Consider the following 13158-nt stretch of genomic DNA (forward strand, 5'->3'; position numbering starts at 1 on the left):
GCTCGTTTCCGTTACTTCTGCGACCAGCGGCCGTCCTTCGCCAGCATCCAGGTGCCCTTCGGCAGGGAGGCGGCGATCTGCGCGGCATAGATTTCGGCGACCGCCTCGACCGGCACGTTCTGGCTCTTCGCGCGCTGGGTATAGAGGGCGCGGCGCTCGACATTGACGCGGTCGATCAGGGCGACCACGTCGGCGGGCGCGCCGGGCCGCGCGACGGCATAACCGGTCCAGGCCTCGCCGGCCTGGCCGGCGGCGCGCGGCGCGTCCAGCGGCTTCGCCTCGGCGGGGGATGCGGGCAGCGTCGCCACCGCGACGGCCCCGAGCACCAGGGCACCCGACAGGCGCAGCAGGGCGCGACGGTCGACCGGCTCAGAAGATCGCATTGTTTTCCACATCTTCCTTGGCCTTTTCCTCGATATGCAGACGAACATCGGCGTCGAGCTTGATGTTCAGATTGATGGTGATGGGCTCGCGCGGCGCGGCCACCTCCACGCGCGGCGTGCAGGCGGCCAGCGCCGCCAGGGCCAGAAGGCCCGCCGTGGCACGACGCCACGACGTTCCGGGTGTTTCGGTCACGGTCTGACACTCCCTGCGGCACGGCCGAGCAGATCCTGGGTCGAGCGAAGCCCGAGCAGCACCAGTTCGGCCAGACGAGCGAAATTGCTCTCGAGCCTGATGTTGAGGTTGAAGGGCTGATTGTTCATCACCGACGGATTGGCCCCCGACAGGGCGAGCAGGACGAAGCCCTCGCCCCCCGCCGCCTTCTCGAAGTCGATGGCGAGCGACTGATAGCGGAAATCGGTCAGGGCGCGCATCACCAGGTCCATCTCTTCCCCCGCCTGGGCGATCTGCGGCGGCAGGTCGTCGGGCCGGTAGTATATCGTGCCGGGCCCGGCGGCGGCCAGACGGCTGGCGCCGATCGTGACCTCGTCCCCCCGGACCGTCAGCGGCACCCGCCCGGCAAGGGTCCCGGAACCGCCGAGGCCGGAGACGCCGAGGATGCGGGTCACCTCGCCCAGGTCGACGTCGGCGACATCGACCGTCGCCGCCATGGCCGGGGTGGCCAGATCGACCTCGAAGGACAAGGCCGTCAGGCTGCCGCCGGCGACGCCGATCTTCAGCCGGTCGACGCCGAGATGGGTCGGATCCCGCACCCGGCCCTGGAATTCGACACGGGCGCTTTCGCCCGCGCTGGCGACGGTCGCGGAAATCCGCTGGCGCGCGGCGGTGGCGAGCGGCCAGGGCCGGGTGATGCGCAGCACCATGTCGAGATCGGAAACCGCCGCGACATCCATGGCGAAACCGACGTCGGCAAGCGAAAGGTCGAGCGACGAGGTCAGCTTGCCGCCCGTCATGGCGACGTCGCCGTTCAGGGAAACCGTGCCCGTCACCGCCTTCAGGGGCAGGTCCAGGCTCGGCGCGATGTCCTTCGGTTGCAGGCCCTTGGCCGCGAATTTCAGCGGCAGGGTGGCGATGCGGACCGTGCCCTCGGCCTTGGCGAGGTCATAGCGCCCGCCGAGATCGGCACCGACCCCGTCGATCGCGATAGCCCTGGCCTGCGCCTCGAATGCCAATGTCTCGTCCTTCATCACCGCCGAAGCGGAAAGCCTCACAGGTACCAAGCGTTCGGGGACCTGAAGGTTCCGCAGCCGGCCGCCGGCGAGTTGGACCGTGATCGTGCCGCCCTCGGCGCCGAGGTCGAGATCGGCGCCGTCGAGCGCCCAGGGCAGGCCGGCGACCGTCACCGCCGCCGCCGTCAGCCCCAGTTTGGCGCCGCCGCCCGGCTGAAGGTCCAGCGTCATCCCGCCGGCGGTCAGATCGAGGCTGCGCGCGGCCCCCACGATCATGCCCGAAACCTCGGCCTTCACGGCACCGCCGACCACACGGTCGTCGCCGATCGCGGCGCTGGTCGAGAGCCTGGCGGTGATGTCGCCTTCCGCCCGGTGCAGGACCACGGTGACGTCGTCGAGCGTGAGGGCGCCGATGGCAAGCCCGCCGAGCACGGGACCGCCCGCCTCCGCCGCCGGGTCCGACGCCGCTTCCTCGATCAGGGGACGGCCGCCGACCATGAGCCCCTTCTCCCCCTGTTCGATCGCGAGGCGAAGGCCACGCAGGGCAACGCTGTCGACGCTCGCGGTCATCACGTCGGCGACGTCGAAGGTCACCTCCAGGGTGTCCAGCCGCAGCGCGCCGCCGCGCAGGCGAACGTCGCGGGCGACGACGAGGCCGGGTTCGACCACGTCGAGGCGAAGGCCGACCGGACCGAGACCCTGATCGGCCAGAACGCGCTGCAGGGCGACCCGGGCGACCTCGGCCCGCCAATACCAGAGCGCGGCCAGCGCGACACCCAGCACGAGCACGAGACTGAGCAGCACGATGAGCGCGTGGGCCAGCAGGGACCTTCGTTTTCTCGGCGGCCGGGTCGTCATGCCCCGAGACTATCACGCCCCGGGCGAAGCTTCGGGGGATTTCCCGAAGCCGTGCCGGGGATCGCGCGCCCCTGCCCCCGCATCCGACCGCCCCTCGACGGCCGTGGCCGACGCCCGTTCAGCAGGCGGCGCGGCGATGCGTGTGACGGTCGAGGAAACGGCGGCCGGCCCGGATCAGCCGGGCGGCGGCGTCATGCGGGCCGTCGCCATCCTCCTGCTCCTCCTCGCCGAGCTGCATGATGGCGATTCCCATCTGCACGCTGCCGAAGGTCAGGCCCGTGGCGAAGGTGAGCGCGAAGACGGCGATCACCCCGTCGGGCGAGCGGACGACCAGCGTGCCCAGCCCGCCGACATCGGCCAGCAGCATCGCAGCGACGAAGACGATGGCGACGCAAAAGCCCAATGCCGCGTTGCGGATCAGCAGGGCGACGAGGGGCGGCACGCGCCCCTCGGATCGTCTACGATTCGGATCGGACATGGCATGGCCCTTTCGGTCGCTGTGCCGTCCGCCCCCGTCTCACGCGGACAGGTCTCGCGCGGACTGGTCTCACGCCAGTTTGGCGTGCCGCAACACCCGGGCATAGAGGTGCCATGTCGCATGGCCCAGCACCGGCAGCACGATGGTCAGGCCGATGAAGCCCGCCATGATGCCGAGCGCGGTGAGCCCGGCGACCACCAGGCCCCAGACCGCCATGACACGGAAATTGTCGCGCACCGCCATCAGGCTGGCGACGACGGCGGTCACCACGTCGACGTCGCGGTCCAGCAGCATGGGCACGGCGAAGACCGAGGCGGCGAAGATCGTGCCGGCGATGACCGCCCCGGCGATCACGCCGGTCAGGGCGAAGCGAAAACCCTCGCCGGTGGTCAGCACGTTGACGATCAGGCTGTCGAAGGCGACCGGCGCCAGACCGAAGAACAGCGCGTAGATCAGGGTCGCGACCTTCAGCCAGGCCAGCGTGGCGATCACCAGGAACAGGCCGAACAGGGCGATCTGCGTCCCGCCATGGCGGCGGAAGGCGAGGATGGCGGCCTTCACCGTCTCGCTTTCGCCGTCCTGGCGGCGCCGGCTGATCTCATAGAGGCCGAGGGCGGCGAAGGGCCCGAACAGCAGGAAGCCCGACAGCGCCGGGAAGATCAGGTGCCCCCAGTCGTAGGCGAGGCAGGTCGCGACCACGGCGGCGCCGAAGACGACATAGAACAGACCGAAGCCCAGGCCATAGGCCATGTGCTTGTTGTAGTCCGCGAGACCCGCACGGATGCTGGCCCAGAGATCGTCCATGGTCACCCGTCGGGCGACGGGCATGGGCGCGAATTCCTCGGGCACGGGAAGCCAGCGGGTTTCGGAAGCATCGACCATCTGAACGTCCTCCCTGTCGGACGGTGCCGTCCCGGACGGCAATTGCACGCAAGCGGGCTTTTTGTCGCACCCGTCTTTCGGTCGATCCTGCCCGATTCCGGACCGCCGTCAACGGTCCTTCACCCCCTGCCCACCCATTTTCCGACCATCCATTGTGAAAGACGGGGCGATTTCTCCCGTTCGGGGACCCGGCCCATGGCCATGCCCGTCATGCCGCTGATCCCGATGGACGTCTCGGACGGCGGCCACGGACCGAAGGGTCGGTGGCCGCCCATCTCAAGCGCGGGGCGAGGATCAGCCCGCGAAGATCTCGTCCAGAACCGCGGCGGGATCGGCGATCCCGTCCCGGCCGACTTCCATGCGGCCGGCGAAGCGGCGGCTGAAGCCGTCCAGTTCCGCCACCGTCACCGTGTAATCGTACCAATTGCCCTGATCGCCGAGCGAGAGCCGCAGAACCTCGCTGGCCCCGGCGCCGACGCGCACAGTCCGCGACAGGGCTTCATAGGCGTTGGCCTCGACCTTGAACTGACAGGAACGCGCGCCGTCGTTGCTCAGGCGCAGGTTCAGGCATTGGTGCGCCTTGTCGTAGACCACCGCGATCTCGGGTCCCGCGCCCCCGGTCGCCGCGACGCTGCCGGTGAAATGCCGGTGGTAGGCGTTCGGGCCGAGAACCCAGAGGTCATAGGCGCCGCCATCCGTGCCGAGATCCCAGGTCGCGCCCAGCCGCTTGCCCGCCTCGACCATGTAGCGCCGGGGAATGCGGTCGAGATGCAGCCGGTCGTAGACGTGGAACACCGCGCCGGCGGTGCCTGTGTTGCGGAAACGCAGGGCGATGCCATCCGTCTTTTCCGTCGCATCGACATAGAGTTCATACGGCAGGGCGCGGGAGCGGCGCAGGGCGACGGCCGGTTTCGGCATGCGCTGGCTCGCCTCGTCCGGGATTTCGATCTGCGAACGGAAATCCTGGGACAGGCGCAGGGCATCCGCCGACGCCTTGCTGCGGGTCGGCAGCGACGGCACGCTCGTGTTCGGGCTGACGAAATCGAAGCACGACGTGAGATCGCCGCAGATCGCCCGGCGATAGGGGCTGATGTTGCTCTCGATGACGCCGAAACGGGTCTCGAGGAAACGCAGCACCGAGGAATGATCGAAGGTCTCGGAGGCGACCCAGCCGCCGCGGCTCCACGGCGAGATCACGAAGCAGGGCACGCGCGGCCCGGGGCCATAGGGACGGCCGTCCGGTTCCGGCTGGTTGTCCGTATGCTCGGGCGCCGGATGGGTGAAATATTCGCTGCCCAGCAGGCCCTCGTCCATGGTGGTGCCGCCGGCGGCGGAACCGTCGGCATTGCGCGAGAACACGGCCGGCGGCGGCACATGGTCGAAGAAGCCGTCGTTCTCGTCGTAATTGACGATGAACACCGTCTTCGACCAGGTCTCCTCGTCGCTGGTCAGGATCTCGAGGATACGCTGGACGTACCAGGCGCCCTGCACCGGGCTCGACACCGAGGGATGCTCGCAGTAGATCGAGGGCGGCACGATCCAGGAGACCTGGGGCAGCTTGCCGCGCCGGACGTCGAGGTCCAGCGTGCCGAGCAGGCCGCGCACCGGCATGGTGTTGCCAGCGCCCTTGTAGAGGGGTTGATGCGCGTCCATCGCCTCGACATAGGGCCACCACGGCAGGCCGTCGATCGGCGAATTGCCGACACCCGCGCTGGCCGCGCGATAGTTGCGGAAGCCGACCAGCGGGTTGCAGCCCGAATTGTCCGGCATGTTCTGATAGAGCTTCCAGCTCACGCCCGCGTCCTGCAGGCGCTCGGGATAGGTCATCCAGTCATAGCCCCGGAACGACGGGCCGATGAGGGCGAAACGGTTCTCGTTCATCACCACGGCTTCGCCGCTGCCGGTCGGGCCGTTGGTGCCGGTCCAGTGGTAGATGCGGTTCGGATGGGTGCCGGTCTGGGTCGCGCAGTGATAATTGTCGCAGAGCGTGAAGGCGTCGGCGAGCGCGCGCTGGAACGGGATCTCGGTCTCGGTGTAATAGCCCATCGACTGGTTCTCCTTGTGGAGAGGCCATTCGGTGATGCGGCCGTGATCCCAGGCGGCGTGGCAGTTGGACCAGGAATGGGGCGTGCCGGTGACACGCTGGGCGTTCCCTTTGTTCTGGTCGAGGTGATAGGGCAGGATGATGCGCTCGCCGTTCGACTGGCTGAACACGTCGCGCCCGCCGGGCAACGGGATCGGAAAACGGTCGCCATAGCCCCTGACCCCGGCCATCGTGCCGAAGTAATGGTCGAAGGCCCGGTTCTCCTGCATCAGGATGACGACGTGCTCGACGTCCATGATGGATTTGGTCGCATTGTTGGCTTCGATCGCCAGCGCCTTGCGGATCGCATCCGGGAACACGGTCGCGGCGGCGGCGGCACCGCCGAGGGCGGCGGAGGATTTCAGGAAATCGCGTCTGCTCTTGTCGGTCACATGCCTCTCCATTCGTTTGCGGTCCCCTGCCCGGTCGCCGCGTCTCGCGCCGGCCGGCATCGGGGAAACCCTGTTCGGGATCGGGGCGGCGGGGCCGGCGTTCAGCCGGCCACCTGTGCCATGAGACGGGCCGGATCGGTTATGCCGTCCCTGCCCGTCTCCATGCGGCCGGCGACGCGGCGCAGGAAGGCCGCGTCGCCGTCGACGGTCATGGTGTAGTCGTACCAATTGCCCTGGTTCTCGAGACCGCGGGAGATCACGATGCGGCCGCCGGCCGGCACGGACCGGCGCTCGGAATGGTTCTCATAGGCATTGGACGCGATGACCACCGTCCGGCTGCGCGTGCCGCCGTTGACGACGACGAGGCCGAGACGGCGGGTGCCGGTGCCATAGACCACCCGCAATTCGACGTCGTGATCCGCGACGAAAGCATCGCCCGTGAAATGCCGGTGATAGCCGTTGGGCCCGAGAACCCAGAGATCGTAGCGCCCGTCCCGCCCGTCGAGATCCCATGTCCCGGTCAGCGACTTGCCGGCCTCGACCGAATAGCGACGCGGCACGGCTTCGAGATCGAGCCTGTCGTAGACATGGAAGACGGCACCCGCCGTGCCCGCGTTCTTGAACGTCAGCACGATCCGGTCGGCGCGGGCGTTCGCATTGGTGTGGAGTTCATAGGGCAGCGCCCGCGACGGCCGCACGTCGACCGGCTGGCGCGGCACCGCCTGCGTCTCCTCGTCCGGCACCTTGATCGGCAGGCTGAGTTGCTGGGCGGCGGCCCAGCCGTCGGCCGAGATCTTGCTGCGGTTCGGCAGGTCCGGCACGTCGGTATTGGGATTGACGAAATCGAAGCAACTCGTCAGGTCGCCGCACATGGCGCGGCGATAGGGCGTGATGTTCTCCTCAGCGACGCCGAAGCGGGCCTCGAGGAAGCGCAGCACCGACGTATGGTCGAAGACCTGGGAATTCACCCAGCCGCCCTTGCTCCACGGCGAGACGACGAAACAGGGCACGCGCGGCCCCGGGCCATAGACCTGGCCGTCCGGCGGCACCTGCTGGGTCGTGTCCGCCGGATTGGGATGGGTGTAACGCTCCCATTGAAGGGCGTCCGCGCCGAGGGTCGAGGCGCCGGCGGGCGAGCCGTCCGGGTTCAGCGAGAACGGCGACGGCGGCGGCAGATGGTCGAAGAAGCCGTCGTTCTCGTCGTAATTGACGATGAACACGGTCTTCGACCAGACCTCCGGCACGGCGGTCAGGGCGTTCAGGGCTTCCTGCACGTACCAGCCGCCCTGCACCGGGCTGCAGATCTCGGGATGTTCGCTGAGGAAGGTCGGCGCGACGATCCAGGAGACCTGGGGCAGCTTGCCGTTCTCGACGTCGTCCGCGAATTCCTTGAGCAGGCCGAACTTCGGCATGGTGTTGGAGCAGCCCTTGTAGAGCGGCGCCTTCTCGTCGTGCTCGGGCCTGTAGTGGATGAAGGGAAGTCCGCTCGGCAGATTGCCGATGTCGCGGCTGGCCTGGCGGAACTGCCTGAAGCCGACCAGCGGATTGCAGGCGAAATTGTCCGGCATGTTCTGATAGATCTTCCACTTGACGCCCGCTTCCTCGAGGCGCTCGGGATAGGTCTTCCAGGTGTAGCCGCGGCTGGGCGGCCCCATGAAATGGAATTCGTTCTGGACCACCGCCTCGCCGCTGCCGGTCGGGCCGTTGGTGCCGGTCCAGTGGAACAGCCGGTTCGGATTGGTGCCGGTGTGGATCGCGCAGTGATAGTGGTCGCAGATGGTGAAGGCCTTCGCCAGCGCCCATTGGAATTCCACCTCGGCCTCGGTGAAATAGCCCATGGACCGGTCTTCCTTGAACTCCGGCCAATTCGACATGCGCCCGTCGGCCCAGGCCTGATGGGCATCGATCCAGCGGTGCGGCGTACTGTCGATGCGCTGGGCGTTGCCCTTGGTCTGGTCGAGGTGATAGGGCGTGATGATGCGCTCGCCGTTCGACTGGTGGAACACGTCGCGACCACCGGCCAGCGGGATCGGGAAGCGGTCGCTGAAGCCGCGCACCCCCGGAAAGGTTCCGAAATAATGGTCGAACGAACGGTTCTCCATCATCAGAACGACGACATGCTCGACGTCCATGATGGATTTCGTGGCATTGTTGGCCTGGATCGCCAGCGCCTTCTGGATGGCGCCGGGAAACACCGTCGCGGCCGTGGCCGCGCTGGTCAGCGCCGCCACGGACTTCAGGAAACCGCGTCTCGTATCATCGGTCATGACGACCCCCTGCGAGGTAAGCAGCAACAGGGAAAGCTGAGATGAGGAACAAGGTCGCCGGCGGTCAGCCGGCGACCTGGGCCACCGCCGCCGGCAATCAGCCGGTGATCTGGGCCATGAGACGGGCCGGATCGCTGATGCCGTCCTTGCCCGTTTCCATGCGGCCCGCGACGCGGCGCTGGAACGCCGCATTGCCGTCGACCGTGACCGTGTAGTCGTACCAGTTGCCCTGGTTCGCCAAGGACCGGGAGACCACGACGCGGCCACCGGCCGGAACCGCCCGGCGTTCGCTGTACGCCTCATAGGCGTTGGCCGTGATGTCGACCGTGCAACTTCGGGTGCCGCCGTTGTCGATCACGATGCTGACCTGGCGGTTGCCGGTGGCATAGACGACGCGGACTTCAGGATCTTCCTGGGCCACCGTGGTATCACCGATGAAATGCCGGTGATAGCCGTTCGGGCCGAGCACCCAGAGGTCGTATTTGCCCGCCTGGCCCGAGATGTCCCAGGTGCCGTTCAGCGTCTTGCCCGCCTCGACCGAATAGCGGCGCGGCACCGCGTCGAGGTTCAGCCGGTCGTAGACGTGGAACACCGCGCCCACGGTGCCGGTGTTCTTGAACATCAGCGTGACCTTGTCCTCGCGGACGTTGGCGTTGGTGTAGAGCACATAGGGCAGCGCCCGCGACGGACGGACGTCGACCGGCTGTTCCGGCAGGCTCTGCTCGTCCTCGCTCGGCACGAAGATCGGCAGGCTGAGCGCCTGGGCGGCGGTGAAGGCGTCCACCTTGATCCTGGTGCTGTTCGGCAGGTCCGGCACTTCCGCGTTCGGGTTGACGAAGTCGAAGCAGCTCGTCAGATCGCCGCAGATGGCGCGGCGATAGGGCGTGATGTTCTCTTCGGCGACACCGAAGCGGGCCTCGATGAAGCGCAGCACCGACGTATGGTCGAAGACCTGGGAATTGACCCAGCCGCCCTTGCTCCACGGCGAGACGACGAAGCAGGGCACGCGCGGACCGGGACCGTAGACGCGGCCGTCCGGATCGGGCTGGCTGCGGGTGCCGGTCGGCGCCGGATGGTTGAAGCGTTCCCACTGGAGATCGTCGTCGCTGATCGTCGAGGCGCCGGCCGGGCTGCCGTCCGGATTCAGCGAGAAGGGCGACGGCGGCGGCAGATGGTCGAAGAAGCCGTCGTTCTCGTCGAAATTGACGATGAAGACGGTCTTGGACCAGACCTCCGGCACGGCGGTCAGGGCGTTCAGGGCTTCCTGCACGTACCATGCGCCCTGCACCGGGCTGCCGACCGAGGGATGCTCGCTGTAGAAGGTCGGCGCCACGATCCAGGAGACCTGGGGCAGCTTGCCGTCCGCGACGTCCTCGGCGAATTCGTGGAGCATGCCGCCGAGTTTCCGCATGGTGTTGGAGCAGCCCTTGTAGAGCGGATCCTTCGCCTCGTGCTTGTTCTCGTTGTAGGGAATGAAGGGGAAGCCGCTCGGCAGGTTGCCCATGGTCATGCTGGCCGCGCGATAGGTGCGGAAGCCATGGAGCGGGTTGTCGCTGAAATTGTCCGGCAGGTTCTGATAGACCTTCCACTTCACGCCCGCCTTCTGCAGGCGTTCGGGATAGGTCGTCCACTTGTAACCCTTGTAGGCCGGCCCCAGGCTGTCCATCTCGTTGATCACCACCGCTTCGCCGGTGCCGGTCGGACCATTGGTGCCGGTCCAGTGGAACAGGCGGTTCGGGAAGGTGCCGGTGTGGCTGGAACAATGGTAGTGGTCGCACAGCGTGAAGGCATTCGCGAGGGCGAACTGGAACGGCAGCTCGGCCTCCTTGAAATAGCCCATCGACCGGTTTTCCTTGTGTTCCGGCCAATTGGTCATGCGCCCATTGTCCCAGGCGTCCTGGGCGTCGGGCCAGGTGTGATGCGTGCTCAGCACGCGCTGCGCGTTGCCCTTCTCCTGGTCGAGGTGATAGGGCATCACGATGCGCTCGCCGTTCGACTGCTGGAACACGTTGCGCCCGCCCGGCAGCGGGATCGGGAACCGATCGCCGAAGCCGCGCACGCCCGGCAGCGTGCCGAAATAATGGTCGAACGCCCGGTTCTCCTGCATCAGGACGACGATGTGCTCGACGTCCTCGATCGACTTGGTGGCGTTGTTGGCCTGGATCGCCAGTGCCTTGCGGATGGCGCTCGGGAACATCGCGGCGGCGGCGGTGGCGCCGGTCAGCGCCGCGGCCGACTTCAGGAAGCCGCGCCTGGTTTCGTTGGTCATGGGTCTACCCTGTCGAATGTCGGTAATGGCCCCGGTCTCAGCCGGCGGCAATGACGGAGGCGAGGACCTCGGCGGGATCGGACACGCTGTCGCGCCCGGTCTCGATGCGGCCGGCCACCCGGCGCAGGAAGCCGTCCTCGTCGGCGAGCCTGACCGTGTAGTCGTACCAATTGCCGAAAGCCTTCACCGATCGGGAGAACTGCAGGCGGCCGCCGGCGGCGACGAGTTCCGTGCGCGAGAAATTCTCGTAGGCATTGGCCTCGATCGTCAGGCGGCAGCTGCGCGTGCCGGTGTTGGTGATGATGAACACCAGGGCGCCCATCTCCTCGTTGTAGCTGACGAAGAGGTCCGGGTTGGCCATCTTCGCGCCGCCCGCGACCTTGGTGTCGCCCTGGATGTGCCGGTGGAAGCCGTTCGGGCCCAGCACCCAGAGATCGTAGAGGCCGTCGTCGCCGGCGATCGACCAGTCTGCCGCCAGATGCTTGCCCGCCTCGACCATGTAGCGATGGGGCACGCGGTCGAGATGCAGCTTGTCGTAGACGTGGAAGGTGGCGCCCTGGGTCCCGGTGTTGCGGAAGATGAGCGAGACCTCGTCGGCCGAGACCTTGTTGCTCACATTGAGGACATAGGGCAGCGCGCGCGACGGCTTGAGCCCCACCGCCTGCTTCGGCATTGCCTGGGCGTCGACCCCCGGCAGCGGCACCTGGTCCTTCAGTTCCTGCGAGATGCGCAGGGAGTCGGCGGAGATCCGGCTGCGGCTCGGCAGGTCGGGCAGCTCCGCGTTCGGATTGACGAAGTCGAAGCAACTCGTCAGGTCGCCGCAGATGGCGCGGCGATAGGGGCTGATGTTCGGCTCCATCACGCCGAAGCGGGTCTCGAGGAAGCGGATGATCGAGGTATGGTCGAAGACCTGGGAATTGACCCAGCCGCCCTTGCTCCACGGCGAGACGACGTAGCACGGCACGCGCGGGCCGGGGCCATAGACGCGGCCGTCCGGCGCCGACTGGCCGGTCGCGCCCTCGGGCGCCGGATAATTGTGCCGCTCGACCTCGAGCAGCGAGGCCGCCATGGTGCTGCCGCCGGCCGGGGTGCCGTCCGCCTGGATGGAATAGGCGGCGGGCGACGGCACATGGTCGAAGAAGCCGTCGTTTTCGTCGAAGTTCACGATGAAGGCCGTCCTGGACCAGATTTCCTCGTCCGCCGTCAGGGCTTCGAGGGCCTTCTGGATGTACCAGGCGCCCTGGACCGGGCTCGACGGGCCGGGATGCTCGCTGTAGTTCGACGGCGCCACGATCCACGACACCGACGGCAGCTTGCCGAGGCTGATGTCGCGGCGGAAATCCTCGAGGAGGCCGAACAGCGGCATGGTGTTGGAGCAACCCTTGTAGAGCGGCTCGCGCTTGTCGTATGGCGAGATATAGGCCCAATAGGGAAAACCGCTGGAGGTATTGCCGATGCTCTCGCTGGCGGCGCGATACTGGCGGAAGCCGTGCAGCGGGTTGTCGCTGAAATTGTCCGGCAGGAACTGATAGACCTTCCAGTCGACGCCGGCTTCCTGCAGGCGCTCGGGATAGGTCGTCCAGGTGTAACCTTCCTCGGACGGGCCGAGGGTGTCCCATTCATTGTCGACGGCGGCGACGGCGGCCCCCGTCGGGCCATTGGTGCCGGTCCAGTGGAACAGACGGTTCGGGTTGGTGCCGGCGTGGATCGCGCAATGATAGGCGTCGCAGAGCGTGAAGGCATTGGCGAGCGCGTATTGGAACTCCAGCTCCTGCTCGGTGTAGAAGCCCATCGAATGGTCCTGTTTGTGGACAGGCCAATTCTGCATGCGGCCATGGTCCCAGGCATTCTGGGCATTGCCCCAGCTGTGGGGCGTGCCGTCGACGCGCTGGGCGTTGCCGATCGTCTGATCCAGATGGTAGGGCAGGATGACACGCGAGCCATTCCACTGCTCGAACACCGTGCGGCCGTCCGGCAGCGGAATGGTGAAGCGGTCGCCGAAGCCGCGAACGCCCGCCATCTTGCCGAAGTAATGATCGAAGGCCCGGTTTTCCTGCATCAGGATGACGACATGCTCGACGTCCATGATGGATTTGGTGGCGTTGTTCGCCTCGATCGCCAGCGCGCGGCCGATCGAGGGCGGAAAAGCGGCGGCGGCGACACCGGCGCCGGTGAAGGCGGCGGCTGTCTTGAGGAAATCGCGCCTGCTCTTGTCGGTCGTCATTCTCTGCCCCTATGTACGCAACGGATGCCGGAGAATTGCGGTTTTCCGTGACGACACGGTTTCAGTTACGTGGCAAAGACAGGAGAATTGCCCCCACTACTGACACCATTGTGGGTAGAATGACGTTTCCCGTG

Annotated in this window: 9 protein-coding genes; all 9 read right to left on the bottom strand. The window is 67.1% G+C overall.

Annotation, left to right across the window (positions count from 1 at the left end):
* Positions 1 to 11 precede the first annotated feature (11 nt).
* Positions 12 to 383: a YdbL family protein gene (locus tag L2U69_RS03845; RefSeq protein ID WP_236105233.1), complete on the bottom strand. Its 372-nt coding sequence runs from the start codon at positions 381 to 383 to the stop codon at positions 12 to 14.
* On the bottom strand, positions 370 to 576 hold the full coding sequence (locus tag L2U69_RS03850) for a YnbE family lipoprotein (protein ID WP_236105234.1): 207 nt from the start codon (positions 574 to 576) through the stop codon (positions 370 to 372). Before L2U69_RS03850 ends, L2U69_RS03845 begins: the two co-directional genes overlap by 14 nt.
* Positions 573 to 2375, bottom strand: a complete 1803-nt coding sequence (locus tag L2U69_RS03855; protein ID WP_236105235.1) for an intermembrane phospholipid transport protein YdbH family protein — start codon at positions 2373 to 2375, stop codon at positions 573 to 575. Before L2U69_RS03855 ends, L2U69_RS03850 begins: the two co-directional genes overlap by 4 nt.
* A 172-nt stretch (positions 2376 to 2547) precedes the next feature.
* Positions 2548 to 2907: a hypothetical protein gene (locus tag L2U69_RS03860; protein WP_236105236.1), complete on the bottom strand. Its 360-nt coding sequence runs from the start codon at positions 2905 to 2907 to the stop codon at positions 2548 to 2550.
* Positions 2908 to 2976: 69 nt separating this feature from the next.
* Positions 2977 to 3789 (bottom strand): DUF2189 domain-containing protein, encoded by an 813-nt coding sequence (locus L2U69_RS03865; RefSeq protein WP_236105237.1) that lies wholly within the window; start codon positions 3787 to 3789, stop codon positions 2977 to 2979.
* Between the two features lie 294 nt (positions 3790 to 4083).
* Positions 4084 to 6264: a phosphocholine-specific phospholipase C gene (locus L2U69_RS03870; protein ID WP_236105238.1), complete on the bottom strand. Its 2181-nt coding sequence runs from the start codon at positions 6262 to 6264 to the stop codon at positions 4084 to 4086.
* A 101-nt stretch (positions 6265 to 6365) separates the two neighbouring features.
* Entirely contained in the window at positions 6366 to 8531 is a 2166-nt protein-coding gene (locus L2U69_RS03875; protein WP_236105239.1) for a phosphocholine-specific phospholipase C, read from the bottom strand.
* A 97-nt stretch (positions 8532 to 8628) separates the two neighbouring features.
* Positions 8629 to 10800, bottom strand: a complete 2172-nt coding sequence (locus L2U69_RS03880) for a phosphocholine-specific phospholipase C (protein ID WP_236105240.1) — start codon at positions 10798 to 10800, stop codon at positions 8629 to 8631.
* A gap of 37 nt (positions 10801 to 10837) precedes the next feature.
* Positions 10838 to 13024 carry a phosphocholine-specific phospholipase C gene (locus L2U69_RS03885; protein WP_236105241.1) on the bottom strand — a complete coding sequence of 729 codons (2187 nt, stop codon included), beginning with the start codon at positions 13022 to 13024 and terminating at the stop codon, positions 10838 to 10840.
* Positions 13025 to 13158 lie beyond the last annotated feature (134 nt).

Origin of the sequence: Zavarzinia marina, from assembly GCF_021568905.1 — a bacterium.
In the GTDB taxonomy this organism is placed as follows: domain Bacteria; phylum Pseudomonadota; class Alphaproteobacteria; order Zavarziniales; family Zavarziniaceae; genus Zavarzinia; species Zavarzinia marina.